The sequence below is a fragment of the Kitasatospora sp. NPDC002522 genome (assembly GCF_053595195.1).
This window is the reverse complement of sequence record NZ_JBSFXE010000071.1, coordinates 1-23105: the sequence shown is the minus strand read 5'-3', so window position 1 is coordinate 23105 and position 23105 is coordinate 1. Positions and strand designations below refer to the sequence as shown.

The window sequence follows — 23105 nt, the reverse complement described above, 5'->3', positions numbered from 1 at the left end:
CACGCCGCCCTCGACCACTTCTGGCACCGCCTGGAACAACTAGTGCCCACAAACGAAACCGACCACTGAACCAGAACCCACCCCACCCCGCCCGGTCGAGCCGCGCCGCAGTTCACGGGCCGCCTTCACGGCCGACCTCACCGCTCCGTACAGACTCGTGGGGCTCGCGCGCACCTCCAGGACGCACCCACGATCTGACCGAGGACCTCACCGCCGACCGGAGGTCGCTGACCCGTGCTCGCGCCCGGTTGTTCCTTACCGGTCCGTGACGTGCGCGCTTCGCCGCCCTGATGCGGGGCCCCGCGTGGGTAGGGTCGCCCGACATGAGGATTCTGGTGACCGGTGGGGCCGGGTTCATCGGCTCGCAGGTGGTGCGGCAGCTGACGGCGGCCGGGTACGAGGTGCGGGTGGTGGACGCGCTGCTGCCCGCCGTCCACCCGTCCGGGCGGGTGCCGGCGCTGCCGGACGGCGTGGAGTTCCACCACGGCGACGTGCGCGACCCCGCCGCGGTGGAGGCGGCGCTCGACGGGGTGGCGGCGGTCTGCCACCAGGCGGCGATGGTCGGCCTCGGGCTGGACCTGGACGACGCCCCGGCGTACGCGGGCTGCAACGACCTGGGCACGGCGGTGCTGCTCGCCGCGATGGCCCGCCGCGGCGTCCGCGACCTGGTGCTGGCCGGTTCGATGGTGGTCTACGGCGAGGGGGCCTACCGCTGCCCGGAGCACGGTCCGGTCGCCCCGGGGCCGCGCCGCCCGGCCGACCTGGACGCGGCCCGGTTCGAACCGCCCTGCCCGCGCTGCGGCGTGCAGCTCCGCCCCGCCCTGGTCTCCGAGGACGCCCCGCCCGACCCGCGCAACGTGTACGCGGCCACCAAGCTCGCCCAGGAGCACCTGGCCTCCGCCTGGGCCCGGGCGAGCGGCGGCCGGGTCCTGACGCTCCGTTACCACAACGTCTACGGGCCCGGCATGCCCCGCGACACCCCGTACGCCGGGGTCGCCTCGCTGTTCCGCTCCGCTCTCGCCCGCGGCGAGGCCCCGCGGGTCTTCGAGGACGGCGGGCAGCGCCGCGACTTCGTCCACGTCACCGACGTCGCCGCCGCCAACCTCGCCGCCCTGGCCGCGCTCCCCGACCGCCTCCCGGGCACCGCGCGCGTCTACAACGTCGGCAGCGGCGAGGTGCGGACGGTCGGCGCGATGGCCACCGCCCTCGCCACCGCCTTCGGCGGGCCCGCCCCCGTCGTCACCGGCGACTACCGCCTCGGCGACGTCCGCCACGTCACCGCCGACTCCGCCCGCCTGCGCACCGAACTGGCCTGGCGTCCGCGGGTGGAGTTCGCCGACGGCATGAAGAAGTTCGCCACCGCCCCGCTGCGCGGCTGAACAGTGCCCCGCTGCGCGGCTGAACGTGCCCGGCCGCGGTCAGACGCCGGCCGCCGGGAGGGTGATCTCGAAGCAGCACCCGCCGGTGACGTTGTGCACGCGGGCCCGGCCGGCGTGCGCCTCGACGATGCCGCGGACGATCGCGAGGCCGAGGCCGGCGCCGCTGTCGGCGGTGCCGGTGGGGCCGTCGGCGGCCGGGCGGGGGGTGCGGGCGGAGGTGCCGCGCCAGCCGGTCTCGAAGACCCGGGGGAGGTCGGGCTCCGGGATGCCGCCGCAGCCATCGGTGACGGACAGCACCACCTCGTCGTCCTCCCGGCGGGCGGAGACCGCGACCACCCCGTCCTGCGGGGTGGAGCGGATCGCGTTGACCAGCAGGTTCCCGATCACCCGGGTGATCTCGCGGCTGTCCACCTCGATCGGCGCGGCCACGATCTGCCGCCCCTCCAGCCGGACCCCGCGCTGCTGGGCCAGCGGGTGCGCGCCGGCCAGCGCGTCGTCGACCAGGTCGTAGACGGAGACCCGGGACAGGCTCAGGGAGAGCGCGCCCGCCTGGATCCGGGAGAGCTCGAAGAGGTCGTCCACCATGCCGGTGAGCCGCTCGACCTCGGTGCGCATCCGCGAGAGGTACCGCTCGGGCGGATCGGCGACGCCGTCCTCCAGCGCCTCGGCCATCGCCCGCAGCCCGGCCAGCGGGGTGCGCAGGTCGTGCGAGATCCAGGCGATGAGTTCCCGGCGGGAGGCGTCCAGGGCCTGCTCGCGGGCCCGGGACTCGGCCAACCGGGCGCTCGTGGCCGCGAGTTCGGCGCTGACCTGGGCGAGCTCGCGGCCCAGCGGCCGCTCCGGCGGGGCGAAGCCGCGGTCGCTGCCGACGGTGCGCGCCGCCGCGGCCAACGCCCGCCCGCCGGCCACCAGTTGACGGCCGAGCAGGGCGGCGGTGAGCAGCGCGACCACCGAGGCCATGCACAGCACGGTGATCACCACGCCGAGGTCGTGGTGGGAGAGGAACATCGCCTGCGCGACCGCGAAGGTCCCGGAGGTCACGGCCAGCACGCTGACCACCGCGACGGTGAACAGCATCACCGCCAGCGAACGGCGGCGCAGCAGCCTGATCGCGGCGAACCCGGGCAGCCCGGCGGCGGCCGCGCCGAGTGCGGCGAACACGGCGATCAGCAGCAGGTCCTTCACCGCGCGCCCCCGTCCGCGGCCCCGCCGGCCGGGTCGTAGCGGTAGCCGACGCCCCACACCGTACTGATCAGCGTGGGCGCGCCCGGATCGTCCTCGATCTTCTCGCGCAGGCGCCGCACGTGGACGGTGACGGTGGACAGGTCGCCGAAGTCCCAGCCCCACACCCGCTGCATCAGCTCCTGCCGGGAGAACACCGTCCCCGGCTGCCGGAGCAGGAACGCCAGCAGGTCGAACTCCCGTGTGGTCAGCAGCAGTTCGCGCTCAGCGCGATGGGCACGGCGGGCCTTGGGATCGAGCGTGATGTCGCCGGAGCGGACCAGCCCCCCGGCGACCGAGGACGACGCGGTGCGGGCCCGGCGCAGCACGGACTGGACCCGCAGCACGAGTTCGCGCGGGCTGAACGGCTTGGTGACGTAGTCGTCGGCACCGAGTTCCAGGCCGAGGATCCGGTCCGACTCGTCGCCCTTGGCGGTCAGCAGCACCACCGGCAGATCGGGCCGCTCGGCCCGGGACCGGATCCGACGCAGCACCTCCAGCCCGTCCAGGCCGGGCAGCATCAGGTCGAGGACCAGCAGATCGGGGCGGTTCCGCTCGGCCAGGTCGAGGCCGCGCAGCCCGTCCTCGGCCCGGTCGACCAGGTGGCCGGCCCGGGCGAGGTACCCGGCCACCACCTCGCCGACGGTCGGATCGTCGTCGATCACCAGCACACGGGCAGGCTCCATCGGCACGACGGCGGAGGCGGGGGCAGGGCGCTCGTTCACCCACCCGAGAATACGAGCCCACCCGCCCGCCACCCGCCCCACCGACCCCCCGTTCGCGTTCCGTAAGGTCTCCCCCCTCCCCCGGCACCCGCCCCGCCGCCGCACCCGCCTTCGACCAACTCCCCGACTCCCGCCCCCGGCACCCGCCTTCACCTCCGCCCAAGCCCCCGACTCCCGCCCCGCCTTCACCTCCGCCCCCGTCACGCCTCTCTCTGCCCTCGCCTTCGACCAACTCCCCGACTCCCTCCCCCTCCCCCTCCCCCTCCTCCCCCACCCGCCGTACGGATTCCGTAAGGCCCCGCTTCGGCCCCGGCAGGCCACCGCGGCCCTAGCGTGGCGAGCGTGCTTGATTCCCCTTCCTCCCCTCCCGTGGACGTCGTCCTCCCCTGCCTGGACGAGGCGCAGGCCCTGCCGTGGGTGCTCGGCCGGGTGCCGGCCGGCTGGCGGGCGATCGTGGTGGACAACGGTTCGCGGGACGGCTCCGCCGACCTCGCCGCCGCGCTGGGCGCGACGGTGGTCACCGAGCCGCGGCGCGGTTTCGGCGCGGCCTGCCACGCCGGGCTGCTCGCGGCCACCGCCGACCTGGTCTGCTTCCTCGACTGCGACGGCTCGCTCGACCCGTCCCAGCTGCCCCGGGTGACCGGCCCGGTGGTGGCGGGCGAGGCCGATCTGGTGCTGGGCCGCCGGCGGCCCACCGCGTGGGGCGCCTGGCCGCCGCACGCCCGGCTCGCCAACGCGGTGCTGGCGCGCCGCCTGCGGTCGCTGACCGGCGCGCCGCTGCACGACCTCGGCCCGATGCGGGCGGCCCGCCGTGAGCGGCTGCTCGCGCTGGGCCTGGGCGACCGGCGTTCCGGCTACCCGCTGGAGATGGTGCTGTCGGCGCACGCGGCCGGGATGCGGATCGCCGAGACCTCCGTCGACTACCGCCCCCGGGCGGGCCGTTCGAAGGTGACCGGCACGGTGCGCGGCACCCGGCAGGCGGTCCGCGACATGCGGGCGGTGCTGGCCGCGCCGCCGCCGACCCTGCTGGTGATCGCCAAGGCCCCCCTGCCCGGACGGGTGAAGACCCGGCTGACCCCGCCGTTCACCCCCGAGCAGGCGGCCGACCTCGCCGAGGCGGCGCTCGCCGACACCCTGGAGACCCTCGGGCGCGTCCCGGCGGGCCGTCGCCTGCTGGTCCTGGACGGCGAGCCGGGCCGCTGGCTGCCGCCCGGCTGGGAGGTGCTGCCGCAGTGCGGGGGCGCCCTGGACCGCCGCCTGGTCGCCGCCTTCGCGCACGCCGCCCGCCTCGCCCCGGGCGCTCCGGCCCTGCTGGTGGGCATGGACACCCCGCAGTTCGACGCCGCGTCCCTGGCCGGCCCGCTCTCCCCGGCCGGACGCGCGGGCGTGGACGCCTGGTTCGGTCCCGCCGAGGACGGCGGCTTCTGGGCCCTGGGCCTGGCCCGACCCTCCGAGGCGCTGGCCCGCCGCCTGCTCGCGGACGTCCCGATGTCCACGCCGGACACCGGCCGCCACGTCCGGGAACGCCTCGCGGCAGCACAGTTGACGTGCCGTCAACTCCCGGCCCTGACCGACGTCGACCTCGCCGCCGACGCCCACCGCGTCGCCGCGCTCGCCCCGCACGGCCGTTTCGCCGCCCGCCTGCGCGCCCTCACCACCCCGCGCGGAGCCGCCCGATGACCGCCGCCACCCGCCTGCCCTCGGCGCACCCCGCGCCGCCCGGCCGCCCCTGGGAGGACGACCCCTTCGCGGAGGCCGTGCGCGCCGGTCGCGGACCGCTGTGGCTGCGCCGCGCCGACGGCAGCCGGCAGGTGCTCGACGTGGCGCGGTGGTGCGCGCCCGCCGCCGGTGCGGACCACAGCCTGCTGCTGCGCTGCACGGGGCTGTCCGCGCCGGTCCTGGACCTCGGCTGCGGGCCGGGCCGGCTGGTCGCCGAGCTGCTGGCGATGGGGGTGCCCGCACTCGGCGTCGACCTGTCGGGGGCGTCGGTGGACCACACCGTCCGGCTCGGCGGCCTGGCGCTGCGCCGCTCGGTCTTCGACCGGCTGCCCGCCGAGGGCCGCTGGGGCGCGGTCCTGCTCGCCGACGGCAACCTCGGCATCGGCGGCGACCCGACCGCCCTGCTGGCCCGCGCCGTGAGCCTGCTGGCGCCCGCCGGCCTGCTCCTCGTCGAGGTGGAACCCGAGGAGGTCGACGAGCACACCACCGTCCGGGTCGAGGGCCCGGGCGGCCGCCTCGGCCCGCCGTTCCGGTGGTCGCGCTGCGGCCGCGCCGCGATCCTGCGCCGCGCCCACCACCTCCGGCTCGCCGAGTCCGAGCACTGGACCTCGCACGGCCGGGCCTTCCTCGCCCTGCGCCGGGCGGCGCTCTGAACGAGGGCCGGTAGGTCAGCTGCCGCCCGGCTCCGAGTCGACCCACAGCGGGTGCTCGCGCTCCGCCCAGCTGCGGTCGACGTGGCCGGTGCGCATGCCGCGGCGGGACTCGGGGTCGCGGGCAGCCATCCACAGGTGGCCGGCCGTCACCGCGGCGACGCCGAGGGCGAACCAGTCGTGGACGAAGGTCGCGCCGGTGCGCCAGAGGGTGGGTGCCAGGTGGGTGAACCACATCAGCAGGCCGGTGCCGAGCATCACCAGCATCGCGCCGAGCGTCCACTGGGCGTACAGCTTCTGCCCGGCGTTGAACTTCCCGGCGGGGCGGCCGGGGACGCCGCGGCGCAGGCCGCGCAGCCAGGTGCGGTCGGCGCGGGTGAAACGGCCGAGGCGGACGGCGTCGCGGCGCATCGCGCGGGAGACCAGGCCGAGCAGCAGTGGGACCGGGAGCAGCAGGCCGCACCACTCGTGGACGGTCGCCACCAGCCGCCGGCGGCCGACGAGTTCGGCGAACGGTGGGAGGTAGAGGCAGGCGGCGGTGGCGAGACAGCCGAGCATCAGGGCGGCGGTGGCGCGGTGGACCCGGCGCTGCGCGGGGGTGAAGCGGCGGCGGTCAGCTGGTCGGGGCATCGTCGCGTCCGTTCGAGCGGCCGACCCAGGCGTCCACGTCGTAGCCGTACTGTTCCCAGTACCCGGGGCGCACCGTGTCGGTGACGGTGATCGAGGAGAGCCACTTCGCGGACTTGTAGAAGTACATCGGCGCGACGTACAGCCGCACCGGTCCGCCGTGGTTGTGGCTGAGCGGCTGGTCGCCGAGCTTGAGCGCCACCAGGACGTCGTCGCGCCGGGCCTGTTCGAGCGTCAGGCTCTCGGTGTACGCGCCGTCGAAGCAGCCGAAGCGCACCGCCCCGGCGGTCGACCGGACACCTGCGGCGTCCAGCAGTGCGGACAGCGGGACGCCTTCGAACGGGGTGGCGGGGACCCGCCAGCCGGTGACGCACTGCACGTCGTGGACGATCCGGCGCTGCGGCAGGGCCTGCAGGTCGGCGAGGCGGTAGCTGCCGGGGCGGTCGACCAGCCCGTCGACGGTGAGGGTGTAGTCGTCGGGTCCGCGGTCGGGCACCGAGGCGGTCACCGAGTAGTAGCGGAACCCGCCGCCGGGCAGCAGCCCGGACAGGCCGGTGGGGTCCTTGCTGACCACGCTGTCCTGGGCGCGCTGCAGCCACGGTCCGGCGGCGACGCCGGCCACGCCGAGCCCGAGCAGGCCCAGCACCACCCGCCGCCCGACGGGCGCGCCCCGGGTGCCACCCGCGTCGCCCGTCTCGTCCGTGTCGTCCCGGTCGTCCGCGCCGTACGTCTGCTCGTCCACGAGTGCGATTCGACCAGGCCCGGGGAGCGGAAGCCAGAGCCGTGGCCGAGACGTCAGCCTTTCGTCATCACCGGCGCGCGTCGCCCCTTCGTGGCCGCGGAAGCCCGTTCGCCCGTCGCCGTCGCCCGCTCGCGTCGGCCGCCCGTCATCGCCGTCGCGCGCCGTCTCCTCGTCGTCACGGCCGCGCATCCGCCCTTCGGCCTCACCCCGACCGCGTCAGCCTCTCGTCATCACCGGCGCGGCGCCCGCGGCCCGCCGCCGCGCCGCGGCCGCCGCCAGGACGATCACCAGCGCGCCGCCGTACGCGAGTTGCTGCACGTCGGAGCCGCCCGCCAGGTACAGCAGCTGCCCGGCGGCGGGCACCGCCAGCCATTCCCAGCCGCCGTCCAGCGCGGCCAGCGCCACCACCAGCAGCCCGTACCAGGGGTAGCCGGGGGCGGCGAGCAGCAGGGCCGTGCCGCTGACCTGCAGCGCGCCGTGCCACGGCCGGTCCGGGTCGCCGCGCCGCAGCACCCGCAGCACGACGGCGCCGAGCAGCAGCGCGGCCGCGGCCGGTGCGAGCGCGTCGGGCAGGACCAGGCGCAGCAGGCCGAAGCGGTCCAGGTGGCCCTGGTCGTAGCCCTCCTCGCGCAGGTAGCCGGGCAGGTAGCCGAGCACGGCGGGGCCGGAGGCGAGCAGGTACGGCAGGTAGGCGAGGGCGAACGCCCCGGCGGCGGAGGCGAGCAGCAGGCCGTCGGCGCGGGTGGGGCGGCGCGCGAGGACGCCGGAGAGCGCGCCGGGCAGGGCGAGCGCCGGGAGGAGTTTGACGGCGGTGGCCGCGCCGAGCAGCGCCCCGCCCGCGACCGGGCGGCGGCGGGCGGCGGCGGCCAGTCCGAGCACGGTGAGCAGCGCGCCGAGGGTGTCGACGTGCGCGTCGTTGACCGCCCAGACGGTGACGCCCGGGCACCAGGCCCACAGTGCGGCGCGCCGTCCGCCGCGGGTGACGGCGAGCAGCGCGCCGGTGGTGGCGACGGCGAGCAATGCCCCGGCGGCCTGGGCGCGCCGGACGCCGTCGCCGAACGGGTGCTGGGCGAGGAACCACAGTTCCGCGACCGGCGGGTAGACGGTGTGCACGGCCGGCCGGTTGATCCTGGTGCAGCCGCCGTCGGCGGTGCGCCGCTCGTCCCAGCCGGTGCACCGCCCGGACGGGAACAGCCCGCCGTCGCGCAGCCAGGCCAGCGCCGGGTCCGCGGGGGTGTGCGCGTACGGGGAGGTGCCGGCGGCCTGCACCCGGCCGTCCCACACGTACCGGTAGGCGTCGTCGCTGGTGCGCGGCGGGGCGAGCAGTCCGACGGCGGCGACCAGCACGCCGCCCGCCAGGACCAGGCGCGCCACCAGGCGGCGGGGCACCCGGCGCAGCAGGAGCAGCGCGAGGGCGAACAGCGCGGCGTCGGCGGCGTACCAGGCGTACAGCGGGGTGCGGTCGCCGAGCGTCCCGCCGCGGGTCACGGTGAGGGCGAGGCAGCCGGCCAGGGCGGCGACGGCCAGGGCGCAGGGCAGGGTGCGGCGTACGGTCACCCGGCCACCTTGGCGCACCGCGGGCCGCCGACCGCGCCGGGCGCCGCCGCCGTTCGGATTCCGTAAGCACGCCGCAGCGCTGATCGGGGCCCCGCGGGCGCTTCGATGGTGGCGTGGACCCCAACCCTTCCTCCGGCCCCGCGCCCTCGCCGCCCGGGCCTTCCGCAGCGCCGTCCCGCCCGTCCGCCCTGCGCCGGCTCGACCGGCCGCTGCCCGCCCCGCCCGAGGCGCTGCGCCGCGGACCGTTCCGGGCGGGGGCGTTCCGCTCGCCCGCGCACGGGCCGCGCACCGCGGTGGTGGTCGGCCGGTGGCTGGGCGCGGCGCTGTTGGTGTGCTTCGCCACCGGTCTGATCAGCCATCTGTTGCAGGACCCGCCGGGCTGGTTGACGGGGCGTCTGCCGTCCCGGCCGGTGGACGGCTACCGGATCACCCAGGGGCTGCACGTGATCAGCGGGCTGGCGGCGATCCCGCTGGCCGGGGTGAAGCTGTGGGCGGTCTACCCCCGGCTGTTCGAGTGGCCGCCGGCCCGCAGCGTGGTGCACGCGCTGGAGCGGCTGTCGATCGCGGTGCTGGTCGCGGCGGTGCTGCTGGAGCTGTTCACCGGCCTGCTGAACACCCTGCAGTGGTACCCGTGGCCGTTCCCGTTCCGGCAGACCCACTACTGGCTGGGCTGGACGGCGACCGGCGCCCTGCTGGTGCACCTCGCGGTGAAGGCCCCGCAGCTCGCCGCGCACTGGTGGCGCTCGGCCGCACCGCCGCTCGCCGAGCGCCGGGCGCTGCTGGCCGCCACCGCGGCGGCGGTCGGCGCGGTCACCCTGACCACCGCCGGGCAGAGCGTGTCGTGGCTGCGTGCCGTCGACCTGTTCGCGCCGCGCCGCCCGGACCGCGGCGAGACCGGTCTGCCGGTCAACCGCACCGCCGTGCAGGCGGGCACCACCGCCGTCCCGGCCGACTGGCACCTGACGGTGGACGGGCCCGGCGGCTACCGGATCGACCTGGCCGGGCTGCGCGCCCTGCCGCAGGTCACCGCCCGGCTGCCGATCGCCTGCGTGGAGGGCTGGAGTGCGAGCGCCCACTGGACCGGCGTGCGGCTGCGCGACCTGCTGGACCGGGCGGGCATCCCGCGGGGCAGCACGGTGCGGATCACCTCGCTGGAGGAGTCCGGCCCGTACCGGGTGACGGAGATGCCCGCCGCGTACGCGGACGACCCGCTCACCCTGCTCGCCCTGGCCGTCAACGGACGGGAACTGACGCCGGATCACGGCTACCCGGCGCGGATCATCGCCCCCGACCGGCCCGGCGTGCTGCAGACCAAGTGGGTCGCCCGGATCGAGGCGCTCTGAGATGCCCACCGCCACCGCCCCGGCGGACCCTTCACCCGCCACACCCGCGCCGGCGGCCTCCTCGCCCGCCCTCCCCGTCCCGACCCCCGACCGAATCGAGGTGCACTGAGATGCGGATCCTCCGCGCCGCCCTGCTCGTCGGCGGCCTCGCCCTGCTGGTGTGCGGCCTGGTCGGGCTGCTCACCGACCCGTACATCACCGACCCGTTCGGCGTGCTGCTGTGGGCGGCGGCCGTGGTGGTCCTGCACGACGGCCTGTGGCTGGCGTTGGTCTGCGCCGTCGGCGCGGCGCTGGTCCGGACACCGGTGCTGCGCGGCTGGCTGGTCGTGGCGGCGGCGGTCAGCGCCGTGGCCGTCCCGGCGGTGCTCCGGGCCGGCGACGACCACGGCAACCCGTCGCTGCTGCCGCTGCCGTACCTGCGCAACTGGCTGCTCTTCCTGGCCGCCACCGCCGCGGTGGCCGTCCTGCTGGGCCTGGCCGGGCGGTGGCGCCGACGGTCCGTCAGCGGTCGGGAACCCCGGGCAGACCGGTCGTGAGTCCGTCCAGCGCGTGGGAGCACAGGCAGTCCCGGGTCTCCGGCAACGCCTCCAACGCCGCGAACAACACCGTCCGCAACCGGTCGACATTACGACCGAACACCTCCAACACCTCCGCATGCGTCACCCCCGCACCCGCCTCCACCCCCGCATCCAGATCCGTCACCAACGCCAACGACGTGTAACACAACCCCAACTCACGAGCCAGCACCGCCTCCGGATGCCCCGTCATCCCCACCACCGACCAACCGTTCCCCGCAAACCACCGCGACTCCGCCCGCGTCGAGAACCGCGGACCCTCCACCACCACCAACGTCCCCCCGTCCACCGCCTCCCACCCCAACCCCCGCGCCGCCCCCAACGCCACCCCACGCCCCACCGGACAGTACGGATCCGCCACCGACACGTGCACCACCTCCGGCACCGACCCGTCCGCCAACGGCACCCCGTCATAGAACGTCTGCACCCGCCCCGACGTCCGATCCACGAACTGATCCGGCACCACCAACACCCCCGGCCCCAACTCCACCCGCAGACCCCCCACCGCACACGGCCCCAACACCTGCCGCACCCCCAACGCCCGCAACGCCCACACATTCGCCCGATAGTTGATCCGATGCGGCGGCAACCCGTGCCCCCGACCGTGCCGCGGCAGGAACGCCACCCGCCGACCCCCCACCTCCCCCACGAACACCGCATCACTCGGCACCCCGTACGGCGTCTCCACCCGCACCTCCACCACCTCCTCCAACAACGCGTACAACCCCGACCCCCCGATCACCCCGACATCCGCGCGCAACTCCACCGCCACCGCCTCCTCCTCGCTCGACGTCCTCTCGCCGCCACCCTAGGGACGCGCCCCGCCCGAACCCCCGGACCACGCCTTACGAATCCCTCACGTCGCGTCGCGGCGAACCGCCCGCGCGGTCAGGACGCCCTGAACGGCAGCCGGTTCATCGCCTCCGGCAGGCTCCGCAGCGCCTCCGGCAGGCTCGGGGCCAGCCCGCCGAGGCGGGCGGCGAGGGCGGCGAGGCGGGTCGGCGGGGCGCTCGGTGTCGGTGGGAGCGCGGCGAGCGCGGCGAGGGTGAGCAGGGCCGCGTCGGCCGGCGGCGTGTCCGCGGGGGCGTGCACCGCCGCGGCCGCGGCCTCGCGGACGGCCAGCACGGCGCCGGCGTCGACGATGGTGACGCGTCGTTCGGGGGCGACCAGCGCGGGGCGGTCCTCGACGGCGAGGGTGCCGCGAGCGGCGAGCTGCTCCTCGACGGCGCGCAGCGTCCGGTCGCGGTCGCGCAGCAGCAGCGGCCGCCACCCGCACCCCGGCGCCGGGGGCCGCTCGCGGGCGTCGTCCAGCACCGGATCGTCGCAGCGCGCCGCACCGGTGTCGTGGATGCTTCCGTCGCTCTCCGTCAGGATCCCTCGCAGGGCGAGCTCGGTGACGACGGCGGCGCGCACCAGGAAGCCGGCCCGGCCGCGGTTGAACGGCCCCAGGACGGCGTCGTCGTAGGCGAGCAGGTACATGCGGTACGGCAACGGATCGGTCACGGCAACGACGTTACCGTCCGGTCGGGTTGGGCTGATCGGCCGGTAAGACGACCGGCCCTGGGCCTCAGGGAGGAGTCGGCGGCGGAGCCTCGTCGGGGAGGACCGCCCGCGTCTCCTCCTTTGGATCGACGGCTTTCCGGCCGCGCACCGGCCCCGGCCGGAGCGGTCGGGCCCGCGCAGCCCCCGTCACCTGCCCGATATCGACCGGATATAGATCGTGCAGGTGCACTACCGGCCATGACACCTTTCCCGGCGCTCGTGACCGACGCCCCGGCCGGTGCTCGAAGCGGCCCCGAAGCGGAGCGGCGCGCCCCGTTCACTCGGCATCCCGCCCGCCAATACCCGTCCGCAAGAAGCGCACTGACAGATCGTCAGAAGTTCAACATTACCGGCCGGGTGGTGAGACACCGTGTGCCTGAACCCTGTTGAATGGTCGCGTGTGAGCGGACGGTAACAAGACGGACACGGGTCAACGGGGGGCCATCGTGGGTCGGATCATGTTCAGAGTGCTGGGACCGCTGGACGCGGAGTTCGCCGGTCGGCGGATCGCGTTGGGCGGGGCCCGGCAGCGTACGGTGCTGGCGATGCTGTTGCTCGCCCGGGACCGGGTGGTCTCGGTGGAGAGCCTGGTGGAGGCGGTGTGGCCGTCCGGTGCGCCGGCCACCGCGCGCAACCAGGTGGCGATCTGCGTGGCCAAGCTGCGCAAGGTGTTCAAGTCCGCGGCCGGGACGGACGACCTGATCCGCACCGAGCATCCGGGCTACCTGCTGGCGCTCGGCGAACACCGCCTGGACGCCGCCGAGTTGGACGGCTGGGTGCAGGCCGCCCGGCATGCCGCGCGGGGCGGCCGGCTGTCCGAGGCGCAGACGCTGGTCGAGGAGGCGCTCGGGCTGTGGCGCGGCCGGGTACTGGAGGGGATGACCGCCCCCCGGCTCACCGCGGCGGCCGCCCGGCTGGACGAGCGGCGGCTCGAACTCGTCGAGGAGCGAGCCGAGTTGCAGCTGCAGCTGGGCCGGCACCGGATGCTGGTCGGCGAGCTGGCGGCACTGGTGAAGGAGCACCCGCTGCGCGAGCAGACCCGGGCCCAGCTGATGCTCGCGCAGTACCGCAGCGGCCAGCGCGCGGAGGCCCTGGAGGTGTTCCGGCAGGGCCGTCAACTGCTGGTGGAGGAGCTGGGGTTGGAGCCCGGTTCGGCGCTCCAGGCGATGCACGACCTGATCCTGCACGACGAGCCGGAGCCGGCCCGCCGCCAGCTGCCGCCCGGCGTCCAGTCGACCGGCCAGGTGCCGGCGCAGCTGCTGGCCGACGTCGCCGACTTCACCGGCCGCACCAGCGAACTCGGCTGGCTGGACCGGGCGCTGGAGGAGGACGGCGGGCCGCGCCGCCCGCTGCGGGTGGCCGCGATCACCGGGATGGCGGGGATCGGCAAGACCGCGCTGGCCCTGCACTGGGCGAACCGGGCGGCCCACCGCTTCCCCGACGGCCAGCTCTACGCCGACCTGCGCGGCTGGGACGGCAGCGGCCCGCCGGCCTCCCCGGGCGATCTGCTCGGCGGCTTCCTGCGTGCCCTGGGCGTACCGGAGTTGCGCATCCCCCCGGACCCGGACTCCCGCGCGGCGCTGTTCCGCAGCGTGCTCAGCGGCAAGCGGGTGCTGATCGTGCTGGACAACGCCCGGTCCTTCGCCCAGGTCCGGCTCCTGCTGCCCGGCCGCGGCCGCTGCTGCGTGCTGCTCACCGGCCGGGACGTCCTGGACGACCTGACCGGGGACTTCGCGGTGCAGCGGCTGTCGCTGGCCACGCTGGACGAGGCGGACGCGGCGGCGCTGCTGGGCCGGATCGCCGGCCCGGGGCGGCTGGCCGCCGACCCGGAGGCGACCGAGCGGCTCGGCGCGCTGTGCGACCGGCTGCCGCTGGCGCTGCGGATCGCGGCCGCCCGGCTGGTCGCCAAGCCGCACTGGTCGGTGCGTTCGCTGGTGGACCGGTTGGAGAACCGGCACCGTCGGCTGGACGAGCTCAGCCCGGGCGGCGGCGGGGTGCGGGCCGGTTTCACGCCCAGCTACCTGGCGCTGACCCCGGCGGCGGCCCGGCTGTTCCGGCGGCTCGGGCTGCTGCCCGGCTCGGAGTTCTCGCCCTGGGCGGCCGCCCGGCTGCTGGACTCCGACCTGTGGCAGGCCGAGACGCTGCTGGAGCAGCTGGTCGACGCCCGGTTGCTGGAGGCCGCCCCGGGACCCCCGGACGGCGACACCCGCTACCGGCTGCCCGAGCTGCTGCGGCTGTTCGCCCGGGAGCGCGCCGCGGCGGAGGAGAGCGGCGCGGAGCGGGCCGGGGCGCTGCGCCGGGTGCACGGCGGACGGCTCGCCCTCGCCGGAGCGGCCCGCCGGGAGCTGCCCGGCGGCCCCTCGCCGGGTCGGGACGCGGGGAGCCCGCCGGCCATTCCGGCGTGAACGCCGGACGTCCGGAAAGCGCTCGGGGCACACAACCGGAATTGACCCGACCGTGATGTCCCGCACCACCCTCGCGGCGTATGCGACGGGTTGTCAAGAGGCATATGCGGCAACGAAATCGAGACGATATTTGGAGAACAACCGGTCGGGTTAGCATCGCGGTGCACATCTGCTCGATGTCGACATACAACGGGGTATCTGCATGGAGTTCCGCGTGCTCGGGCCGGTCGAGGCCTACCAGGGGGACGCCAGAGTCCCCCTCTCCGGTACGAAGATAAACACCGTGCTCGCCGCACTCCTGCTGGCCAGGGGACGGGTGGTTTCCAGCGAGCGGCTCAGCCGCTCGCTCTGGGGATGGAATCCACCCGCGACGATGAACGCGCAGATCTACACGTACATCTCCCGGTTACGCAAGCACCTGGGCGCGGGGGTCTCGCTCAGCCGCCGGCAGCCCGGGTACGCGCTCGATCCGCGCGGGTCGTGGATCGACGCGGTCGAGTACGAGCGCCTCGACCGGCTCGGCCGGCAGGCGCTCGCCGACCGGCAGCACCGGCGGGCCAGTGAACTGCTGCACGCGGCGCTCGAGTTGTGGCGCGGCCTGCCGTTGGCGAATACCACCGACTTTCTGTTGGAGGCCGAGGTGCCGCAATGGGAGGAGGCCTGGGCGGCCACCATGGAATCCCGGATCGAGGCGGATCTGGCGCTCGGCGAGCACCGCGAGCTGATTTCCGAACTCACCCGGCTGGTGGCCTCCTATCCGCTCCGGGAACGGCTGCGGGTGCATCTGATGACCGCGCTGTTCCGCGCCTCCCGGCAGGCCGACGCCCTGGCCGTGTACCGGGACTGCGTGGCGGTGCTGCGCGAGGAGTTGGGCGTCGACCCGGGTCCGGAACTGCGCGAGGTGCACCGGCAGATCCTCGGCGGGGTGCTGCTCACCCCGCCGACCGCGCCGGTGGAACTGGCCGCCCCGCACCCCGTCGACTCCGTCCCCTCGATGCTGCCCGCGGACTCCACCGACTTCACCGGCCGGGCCGAGTCGCTGGCCGAGGTGGTGCAGGAGCTGTCCGGTGCGCCGGCGCCGCTCGGCCGGGCCCGCCACCACCGGGTGGTGGTCACCGGCATGTCCGGCATCGGCAAGTCGGCCCTCGCGCTGCGCGCCGCCCACCGGTTGCGCGGCGACTTCCCCGACGGGCAGCTCTACGCCGACCTGGTCGGCCCGGACGGCGAGCCCAAGGAGCCCGCCGAGATCCTCCGGGTGTTCCTGCCCGCCCTGGGGGTGCCGCAGCACGCGGTGCCGTCGACCCTGGACGAGCGGGTGCAGGTCTACCGGCGGCTACTGGACGACCGGCGGGTGCTGGTGGTGCTGGACGGCGCGGTCGGCGAGGCGCAGGTCCGTCCGCTGCTGCCGAGCGGCTACGACTGCCGCACCATCATCACCAGCCGGCTGCCGCTCAGCACCCTGGAGGGCGTCGAGCTGGTCCGGCTCGGCCCGCTCGACCCGACGGAGGGCCTGGACCTGCTGGCCGCCGTCGCCGGTCCGCACCGGATCGCCGCCGAACCGGACGCCGCCGCCGAACTGGTCGAGCTCTGCGACCGGTTGCCGCTGGCGCTGCGGATCTGCGGCGCCCGGCTGGCCGCCCGCCCGCAGTGGCGGCCCGGCCGCATGCTGGCCCGGCTCAGACCCGAGGAGCACCGCCTCGACGAGCTGCGCCACGGCGACCTGGACATCCGCGAACCGCTGCAGTCCAGCTACGACACGCTCAGCCCGGCCGCCCTGGCGGTGCTGCGCAGGCTGGCCCAGCTGCCCAGCACCCGGTGCAGCACCGCGCAGGTGGCGGAGCTGCTGGAGGCCGAGGAGTGGCACGCGGAGGAGCTGTTGGACGAGCTGGTGGACTCCCGGCTGCTGGAGCTCGCGGGTGTCGCCGAGGACCACCAGCTCAGTTTCCAACTCACCCCGCTGGTCAGGCTGTTCGTCCGGGAGAGATCGGCCGGAGCGTACCCGGCCGGTACCGTCCGGAGCTGACCGCGGGTCAGCTCTGCTGCGTTCCTCCGCCGCCGGGGCGGTCGCCGATCGCGTGGGCGCCGCCGTCGACGTGCACGATCTCCCCGGTGGTGGCGGGGAACCAGTCCGACAGCAGGGCGACGCAGGCCCGGGCGACCGGGTCGAAGCGCTCGCCGTCCCAGCCCAGCGGCGCCCGCACGTTCCACTCGTCGGCGACGGCGAGCCCGTCGTCGCCGATCGAGGCGGCGGCGGTGGTCTTCAGCGGTCCGGCCGCCACCAGGTTGACCCGGATCCCGCGCGGGCCGAGGTAGGACGCCAGGTAGCGGGCGCAGGACTCCAGGCCGGCCTTGGCCACGCCCATCCAGTCGTAGTCGTACCAGGCCCGGGTGGCGTCGAAGTCCAGGCCGACGATGCTGCTGCGCTCGGAGAGCAGCGGCAGCACGGCGCGGGTCAGCGACTGCAGCGAGTACGCGGAGACCTGGACGGCGCGGGACACCTCCTCCCACTCGGCGGTGAGGAAGCCGCCGCCGAGCGCGGTGGCCGGGGCGTAGGCCACCGAGTGCAGCACGCCGTCCAGGTGGTCGACGTGTTCGCCGACCCGCTCGGCGAGGCTGGCGAGGTGGGCCCGGTCGGTGACGTCCAGTTCGACGACCGGGGGCGGCTCGGGCAGGCGGCGGGCGACCCGCTCGACCAGGCTGAGCCGTCCGAAACCGGTGAGCACCACCTCGGCGCCCTGCTCCTGGGCGAGCCGGGCGGTGTGGAAGGCGATCGAATTCGTGGTGAGCACGCCCGTGACCAGGATTGTCTTGCCCTTGAGCAGATCCATATTTTCTCTCTATCCGAGAAGATGTCCGAAAGGGTGGGCCCCGCGCGGGACTTCCGGCTCGTATGATCGGACCAGGCCGGTCGACCGCGGGTACCCGCACCGGGAAAGGGAAGAAATGCTGCTGCTTGACATCGCCGGGATCTTCTGTCTGCTCCAGGGAATCGCGCCGCTGGTCCAGAAAATGGCCGGCCAGGATCCGAAGCAGAGCTTCTTCATCGTGAACCAGTATTCCGACTACCAGCCACTGCCGAGCATCGCCCTGATCGTCCTCGGCGTGCTGCTGATCGGCACCGCCCGGGTGCTGCGCAAGTCCCGCAAGTAGTCGCGCAGGCCACCGCGGCCGGGCCGGGCAGGATGCCCGGCCCGGCCGCGGACGTCTCAGCGCACCGCGCGGTGCACCAGGTCGACGACGGTGGCCACGACCCGCGACTCCTGGCCCTGGAAGTAGAAGTGCCCGCCGTCGAAGGCGAACTGGCTGCTCCCACCGGTGGTCAACTCGCCCCAGGCGGTGGCGAGTTCCTCGGTCACCGCGGTGTCGGTACGGCCCCGCAGCACCGCCACCGGGGTGGCGACCGGCGCGGCGCCGACCGGCCGGTGGGCCTCCGACAGCCGGTAGTCCGAGCGGATCATCGGCAGCAGCAGGGCCCGCAGGTCCGGGTCGTCCAGCGCCGCACTGCCGCTGCCGGACTGCCGCCGCACCTCCTCCACCAGCTCGTCGTCCGGCGCCGCGTGCAGCGTGCCGGGGCCCAGCCGGTGCGGGGCGCCGCGCCCGGAGGCGATCAGCAGCCGGGGCCGGTGCCCCGCCGCCTCCAGCCTGCGGAGCACCTCCAGGGCGATCGAGGCGCCCATGGAATGGCCGAACAGCACCACCGGACGGCTGAACAGCGGGGCGAGCGCCTCGGCCAGCGCATCCGCCAGCACCGCCATGTCGTCGACCAGCGGCTCGGCGAACCGGTCCTCCCGGCCCGGGTACTGCACCACGTGCAACTCCACCTCGCGGGGCAGCAGTTCGTGCCACGCGCGGTAGAAGCCCGCCGAGCCCCCGGCGTGCGGCAGCAGCACCAGGTTGACCGCCGCGGCGGCGCTGGGCCGCCGGCAGCGCGTCCAACGCGCCGTCAGACCGGCGCCGAGCGTCTCCATCAGGCCTTCGCCTCGCCCATCGCCGCCACCAGCGAGGCCGGCCGCAGGTCGGTCCACTCGCGCTCCACGTACGCCAGCGCGTTCTCCCGGCTCTCCGGGCCGAACACGGCGCGCCAGCCCGCCGGGACGGCGGCGAATTCCGGCCACAGCGAGTGCTGGAGTTCGTCGTTCACCAGCACCAGAAAGCTGCCGTCGTTGTCCTCGAACGGATTGGTCATGATGGGTACCGATTTCCTTTCCGGGGTTTTCCTTGAACTCGAAGTCGGCGCATCCGCTCCGACCCTAGCCTTCGGCCGCCAGCGCGGCAATTGCTTTCCCGATTTCCGCCATGATTTCCGGACGGGAGATTTCCTCGTGCGCTGCGGAGAGTTCCCGCAGAGTTGTCCGGCCGGTCACGTACGGCGCCCAGCGCGCATGGTCGCGGCGCTCGTCGACCGTCCAGTCGGCGGCCCGGAAGAACAGCAGGTCGCCGTCGAACCGGCGCGGCCGGGAATTCAGCAGCGCGCGGCTGGTCGACAGGTAGGTGTCCAGGACCGCGCCGGCGGCGTCGTCCTCGGCCCGGCCCAGTTCGCCGAGCTCGGCCCGCACCAGTTCCAGCGCCCGCTCCCGGGTCCCGGGCTCCGCCGGGTCGCCCAGCTCCGGGCCGAAGGCCTCGGCGAACACCTGGTCCTCCGTCACCTCCGCGCCGCCGGCGGCCGGGTAGGAGTCGAGCAGCGCCAGCAGCTCCACCGCCTGCCCGCGCTCGCGCAGCAGCACCGCCACCTCGTGCGCCAGGTTGCCGCCCGCCGACCAGCCCAGCAGCCGGTACGGGCCCTGCGGGCGCAGCTCGGTGATCCGCGCCGCGTAGCCCGCCGCCAGCTCCGCCAGGTCCGCCGAGCGTGCCGCGCCCGCGTCGGTCAGGGCCGGGGACTGCAGCCCGTACACCGGCTGCCCGGCCGGCAGGCCGCCCAGCAGGCCCGCGTAGCACCAGCTCAGGCCGGCGCCCGGCGGCAGGCAGAACAGCGGCGGCAGGTCGCCGCCGGTGCGCAGCGCCAGCACCGGCTCCAGGCCGTCGGACGCGGCCCGCCGCTCGGCGAGCACGGCGGCCAGCGCGGCGGGCGTCGGGGCGGCGAAGACGGTGCGGATCGACAGCTCCGCGCCGAGGGCCGCCCGGATCCGCTGCACCAGCCGGGTCGCCGACAGCGAGTGCCCGCCGCGGTCGAAGAAGCCGTCCTCGGGGCCGATCCGGTCCACGCCCAGCACCTCGGCGAAGACCGAGCAGAGCAGCTGCTCGACGGCGGTCCGCGGGGCCCGGTCCGGGCCGCCCGCGCCGAACTCCGGGGCGGGCAGGGCGCGCCGGTCGAGCTTGCCGTTGAGGGTCACCGGCAGCTCGTCCAGCAGCACGAACGCGGCCGGCACCATGTAGCCGGGCAGCGCCGCCGCCATGCCGTCGCGCAGCGCGTCCGGCTGCGGCGCGGCGGCCGCGTCGTCCGGGACCAGGTAGCCGACCAACCGGCCCTCCCCGCCGCCGTCCTGACGGACCACCACGCGGGCCTGCGCCACGCCGGGCAGCCGGTTCAGCACCGACTCGATCTCGCCGAGCTCGATCCGAAGGCCGCGGATCTTCACCTGGTCGTCGGTGCGGCCCAGGTACTCCAGCACCCCGTCCGCCGTCCACCGGACCAGGTCGCCGGTGCGGTACATCCGCTCCCCCGCGCCGCCGTACGGGTCGGCCAGGAAGCGCTCGGCGGTGAGCCCCGGCCGGCCCAGGTAGCCGCGGGCCAACTGGACGCCCGCGAGGTACAGTTCGCCGGCCGCGCCGGGCGCCGCGGGGCGCAGCGCCGCGTCCAGCACGTACACCCGGGTGTTGTGCACCGGCCGGCCGATCGGGACCGGGTCCTGCCCGGGCAGGCAGTCCCAGTGGGTGACGTCCACGGACGCCTCGGTCGGCCCGTACAGGTTGTGCACGGGTGCGCCCAGCAGTTCCAGCGCCCGGTCCTGCACCGCCGTCGGCAGCGCCTCGCCGCTGCACACCACCCGGCGCAGCACGCCGGCGCAGGCCGCCGCGGTGGGCTCCTGGACGAAGACGTCCAGCATCGACGGGACGAAGTGCACGGTGGTGACGCGCTCCGCGGCGATCAACTCGGCCAGGTACGCCGGGTCGCGGTGCCCGCCGGGGCGGGCCACCACCAGGGCGGCGCCGGTCAGCAGCGGCCAGAAGAACTCCCACACCGAGACGTCGAAGCCGAACGGGGTCTTCTGCAGCACCCGGTCGTCCGCGCCCAGCCGGTAGCGCTCCTGCATCCAGCGCAGCCGGTTGACGATGCCCAGGTGCGGCACGCCGACGCCCTTCGGCACGCCGGTCGAGCCCGAGGTGTAGATCACGTACGCCAGGTGGCGCGGGTCGAGCGCCGCGGTCCGCTCGGCGTCGGTCAGCGGACCGGCCGGCAGCTCCGCCAACTCCCGTTCCACCTGCGGGTCGTCGAGCACCAGCGGCTTGACGTCCGCGGCGGCGGGCAGCGCCTCGGCGGTGCGGGCGTCGGCCAGCACGCAGGCCGGTCGGGCGCCCTCCAGCATCAGGGCGATCCGGCCCTCGGGCAGCTCCGGGTCGATCGGCAGGTACGGCGCGCCGGCCTTGAGCGCCGCCAGCAGCGACACCACCATCGCGGTGCCCCGGTGCAGCGCGACCGCCACCGGGCGGTCCGGTCCGGCGCCGCGCTCCACCAGCGCGCGGGCCAGCCGGTTGGCACGGGCGTGCAGCTCCGCGTAGTCCAGCCGGGTGCTGCCGGCGACCAGCGCGGGCGCCTCGGGCGAGCGCAGCGCCTGCTCCTCGAGCATCGCGGTCAGCGTGGTGTGCGGCAGCGGGTGGGTGGTGTCGTTCCACTCCTCCAGCACCCGGAGCCGCTCCGGCTCGGACAGCAGGTCCAGCTCGGCGATGGTGAGTTCGGGGCGCTCGGCGGCGGCGGCCAGGATCCGGTGCAGCCAGGCGGCCAGTCGCTCGGCGGTCGCCCGGTCCACCACGTCGGGGCGGTGGTCCAGCCGGAACCGCAGCCGCTCGCCCGGCAGGCCGAGCAGCGTCACCGCGTAGTGGGTGGCGTCCCGCGCCTCCATGTCGGTGATCTCCACCCCGCCCGCCAGCTGCGGCGCGGCCGCCGCGCCCAGCGGGTAGCTCTCGAACACCGTGGTGGTGTCGAAGAGTTCACCCAGTCCGGCCCCGGCCTGGATGGCCGCCAGCTGGACGTGCTGGTGCGGGGTCAGCCCGCTCTGCCGCCGCTGCACCTCGGTCAGCAGCCCGGCCAGGGTGTCCGAGGGCCGCCAACTGACGCGCACCGGCAGGGTGTTGATCAGCAGGCCGACCATCGTCTCGACGCCGGGCAGCTCCGGCGGGCGGCCGGAGACGGTGCCGCCGAACACCACGTCCTGCCGCCCCAGGTGCTGGCCGAGCACCAGGCCCCAGGCCGCCTGCACCACGGTGTTCACGGTCCAGCCGTGCCGCCGCGCCGTGGTGGTCAGCCGGGCCGTCGCCTCCGGCGACAGCTCCGACTCCAGGGTCTCCGGCAGGACGGCCGCCGCGCCCGAACGGCCCGCGCCGAGCAGCGCCGGCTCGGCCAGCCCGGCCAACTCCCGCTGCCAGGCGGCGAGGGCGGCCGGCTCGTCCTGCCGGGCCAGCCACGCCAGGTAGTCGCGGTAGGGCGCGGCCCGCCGCATCCCGGTGTCGTCCCCGGCGCGCTCGTACAGCTCGAACAGGTCGTCCAGCAGGACCGGCACCGACCAGCCGTCGACCAGGATGTGGTGCAGCGTCAGCAGCAGCCGGAACCGCGCGCCCGGCAGCCGCACCAGCACGAAGCGCAGCAGCACGTCCTCGTCCAGCACGAAGCGGTGCGCCCGCTCGGCGTCCTTCAACGCCTCGAACGCCGCCTCCCACTCGCCCTCGGCGGTCAGGTCCACCTCCCGCCACGGCACCTCCACCGACCGGCGCACGACCTGCACCGGCCGGTCCATGCCCTCGTGGACGAAGAGCACCCGCAGGTTCGGATGCCGGCGCAGCAGCGCGGCGGCGGCGCCGCGCAGCTGCTCGGCGTCGAGCGCGCCGCGCAGTTCCACGGCGAGCTGCACCGTGTACACGTCCGGCCCGTCGGAGTCGAACAGGGTTTGGAAGAGCAGCCCGTGCTGGAGCGAGGAGAGCGGGAGCACGTCCTCGATCGGACTCTGAGCGGTGGTCATGGTCGCAGCGGGTCCTTTACTTCCTCAGCTTGGCTTCGAGCAGGTCGATGTGCTGTTGGGACAGCCCAACCAGCGTCAGGTCGGACGGCGTCAGCCCACCCGCGTCCGGGTTCTCCGCGTGGGTGTGGATCGCGCGCAGCGCCTGCTGCCACAGCTCGGCCAGGCGCTCGACCTCCGCGCGGTCGAAGAGCGCCGCCGGCCACGCCAGGTCGATCGTCAACCGGGGCCCGTCGGGCCCGTCGTAGGTCGCCGCGTTGATCTCCAGCGCGTGCCCGAAGGGCATCTCCGCCTCACCCAGCGCCGCGCCCTCGCCGACCTCGCCGACCGAGATCCAGTGGTGGTCGGTTCCCTCGGCGGTGTCGGCGGTGAAGCGGCCGAGGTAGTTGAAGCCGAGGTGCGGTGCGGGGTGGGCGAGGCGGGGTGCGGTGTCGGGGTTGAGGTGGCGGAGC

General features: G+C 75.4%; 20 protein-coding genes and 1 pseudogene. 9 read left to right on the top strand and 12 right to left on the bottom strand.

The features are described from left to right. The first annotated feature begins 323 nt into the window (after positions 1 to 323). Positions 324 to 1379, top strand: coding sequence for an NAD-dependent epimerase/dehydratase family protein (locus ACWD4U_RS33450; protein WP_363461819.1), 1056 nt, complete (start codon positions 324 to 326; stop codon positions 1377 to 1379). A 39-nt stretch (positions 1380 to 1418) separates the two neighbouring features. On the opposite strand, the gene ACWD4U_RS33445 is transcribed toward ACWD4U_RS33450, so the two are convergent. Both ACWD4U_RS33445 and ACWD4U_RS33440 read right to left on the bottom strand, forming a co-directional pair. Further along, on the bottom strand, positions 1419 to 2564 hold the full coding sequence (locus tag ACWD4U_RS33445; RefSeq protein WP_363461821.1) for a sensor histidine kinase: 1146 nt from the start codon (positions 2562 to 2564) through the stop codon (positions 1419 to 1421). Continuing rightward, positions 2561 to 3286, bottom strand: a complete 726-nt coding sequence (locus ACWD4U_RS33440) for a response regulator transcription factor (RefSeq protein ID WP_363461843.1) — start codon at positions 3284 to 3286, stop codon at positions 2561 to 2563. Before ACWD4U_RS33440 ends, ACWD4U_RS33445 begins: the two co-directional genes overlap by 4 nt. 408 nt (positions 3287 to 3694) lie before the next feature. Here ACWD4U_RS33440 and ACWD4U_RS33435 point away from each other — a divergent pair. From ACWD4U_RS33435 to ACWD4U_RS33425, 3 genes and pseudogenes are all read left to right on the top strand, one after another. Continuing rightward, positions 3695 to 4369 (top strand): annotated as a pseudogene (locus tag ACWD4U_RS33435) (glycosyltransferase family 2 protein); the annotation flags it as partial. Then, positions 4355 to 5005, top strand: coding sequence for a TIGR04282 family arsenosugar biosynthesis glycosyltransferase (locus ACWD4U_RS33430; RefSeq protein ID WP_449787393.1), 651 nt, complete (start codon positions 4355 to 4357; stop codon positions 5003 to 5005). The pseudogene ACWD4U_RS33435 and the gene ACWD4U_RS33430, both read left to right, overlap by 15 nt. After that, a complete protein-coding gene (locus tag ACWD4U_RS33425) occupies positions 5002 to 5697 on the top strand; it encodes a class I SAM-dependent methyltransferase (protein WP_363461823.1) in 696 nt (231 codons plus the stop codon). The genes ACWD4U_RS33430 and ACWD4U_RS33425 overlap by 4 nt, the downstream gene beginning before the upstream one ends. A 15-nt stretch (positions 5698 to 5712) precedes the next feature. Here ACWD4U_RS33425 and ACWD4U_RS33420 read toward each other — a convergent pair whose 3' ends face one another. The 3 genes from ACWD4U_RS33420 to ACWD4U_RS33410 all read right to left on the bottom strand — a co-directional run bounded on the left by ACWD4U_RS33420 (position 5713) and on the right by ACWD4U_RS33410 (position 8620). Next, positions 5713 to 6324, bottom strand: coding sequence for a cytochrome b/b6 domain-containing protein (locus tag ACWD4U_RS33420; RefSeq protein ID WP_363461825.1), 612 nt, complete (start codon positions 6322 to 6324; stop codon positions 5713 to 5715). Next, the gene (locus tag ACWD4U_RS33415) at positions 6308 to 7063 is read right to left on the bottom strand and encodes a molybdopterin-dependent oxidoreductase (RefSeq protein ID WP_449787391.1); all 756 of its coding nucleotides are present in this window, start codon (positions 7061 to 7063) and stop codon (positions 6308 to 6310) included. The genes ACWD4U_RS33420 and ACWD4U_RS33415 overlap by 17 nt, the downstream gene beginning before the upstream one ends. A gap of 216 nt (positions 7064 to 7279) precedes the next feature. Next, a complete protein-coding gene (locus tag ACWD4U_RS33410) occupies positions 7280 to 8620 on the bottom strand; it encodes a glycosyltransferase 87 family protein (protein ID WP_363461827.1) in 1341 nt (446 codons plus the stop codon). Positions 8621 to 8829: 209 nt separating this feature from the next. Here ACWD4U_RS33410 and ACWD4U_RS33405 point away from each other — a divergent pair, with 209 nt between their 5' ends. Both ACWD4U_RS33405 and ACWD4U_RS33400 read left to right on the top strand, forming a co-directional pair. Further along, positions 8830 to 9963, top strand: a complete 1134-nt coding sequence (locus tag ACWD4U_RS33405) for a molybdopterin-dependent oxidoreductase (RefSeq protein ID WP_449787392.1) — start codon at positions 8830 to 8832, stop codon at positions 9961 to 9963. Positions 9964 to 10073: 110 nt separating this feature from the next. Next, a complete protein-coding gene (locus ACWD4U_RS33400) occupies positions 10074 to 10499 on the top strand; it encodes a hypothetical protein (RefSeq protein WP_363461829.1) in 426 nt (141 codons plus the stop codon). On the opposite strand, the gene ACWD4U_RS33395 is transcribed toward ACWD4U_RS33400, so the two are convergent. Then, a complete protein-coding gene (locus ACWD4U_RS33395; RefSeq protein ID WP_363461831.1) occupies positions 10465 to 11310 on the bottom strand; it encodes an S-methyl-5'-thioadenosine phosphorylase in 846 nt (281 codons plus the stop codon). The genes ACWD4U_RS33400 and ACWD4U_RS33395 overlap by 35 nt on opposite strands. 116 nt (positions 11311 to 11426) lie before the next feature. Then, positions 11427 to 12041, bottom strand: coding sequence for a GPP34 family phosphoprotein (locus ACWD4U_RS33390; protein WP_363461833.1), 615 nt, complete (start codon positions 12039 to 12041; stop codon positions 11427 to 11429). Between the two features lie 506 nt (positions 12042 to 12547). Here ACWD4U_RS33390 and ACWD4U_RS33385 point away from each other — a divergent pair. Then, positions 12548 to 14485, top strand: a complete 1938-nt coding sequence (locus ACWD4U_RS33385; protein WP_363461835.1) for an AfsR/SARP family transcriptional regulator — start codon at positions 12548 to 12550, stop codon at positions 14483 to 14485. A 202-nt stretch (positions 14486 to 14687) separates the two neighbouring features. After that, positions 14688 to 16508 (top strand): AfsR/SARP family transcriptional regulator, encoded by a 1821-nt coding sequence (locus ACWD4U_RS33380; protein ID WP_363461837.1) that lies wholly within the window; start codon positions 14688 to 14690, stop codon positions 16506 to 16508. Positions 16509 to 16515: 7 nt separating this feature from the next. On the opposite strand, the gene fabI is transcribed toward ACWD4U_RS33380, so the two are convergent. Beyond that, positions 16516 to 17313, bottom strand: a complete 798-nt coding sequence (fabI, locus tag ACWD4U_RS33375) for an enoyl-ACP reductase FabI (RefSeq protein WP_363461839.1) — start codon at positions 17311 to 17313, stop codon at positions 16516 to 16518. 115 nt (positions 17314 to 17428) lie between these two features. Here fabI and ACWD4U_RS33370 point away from each other — a divergent pair, with 115 nt between their 5' ends. Beyond that, positions 17429 to 17635: a hypothetical protein gene (locus ACWD4U_RS33370; RefSeq protein ID WP_363461841.1), complete on the top strand. Its 207-nt coding sequence runs from the start codon at positions 17429 to 17431 to the stop codon at positions 17633 to 17635. Positions 17636 to 17691: 56 nt separating this feature from the next. On the opposite strand, the gene ACWD4U_RS33365 is transcribed toward ACWD4U_RS33370, so the two are convergent. The 4 genes from ACWD4U_RS33365 to ACWD4U_RS33350 all read right to left on the bottom strand — a co-directional run. Beyond that, positions 17692 to 18453, bottom strand: coding sequence for a thioesterase II family protein (locus tag ACWD4U_RS33365; protein WP_363462090.1), 762 nt, complete (start codon positions 18451 to 18453; stop codon positions 17692 to 17694). Next, positions 18453 to 18671 (bottom strand): MbtH family protein, encoded by a 219-nt coding sequence (locus tag ACWD4U_RS33360; RefSeq protein ID WP_363462088.1) that lies wholly within the window; start codon positions 18669 to 18671, stop codon positions 18453 to 18455. The genes ACWD4U_RS33365 and ACWD4U_RS33360 overlap by 1 nt, the downstream gene beginning before the upstream one ends. Before the next feature lie 64 nt (positions 18672 to 18735). Continuing rightward, on the bottom strand, positions 18736 to 22656 hold the full coding sequence (locus ACWD4U_RS33355; protein ID WP_363462086.1) for an amino acid adenylation domain-containing protein: 3921 nt from the start codon (positions 22654 to 22656) through the stop codon (positions 18736 to 18738). 16 nt (positions 22657 to 22672) lie between these two features. Next, positions 22673 to 23105, bottom strand: a 433-nt coding sequence (locus tag ACWD4U_RS33350; RefSeq protein WP_363462084.1) for a hypothetical protein, incomplete at its 5' end; no start/stop codon positions are given.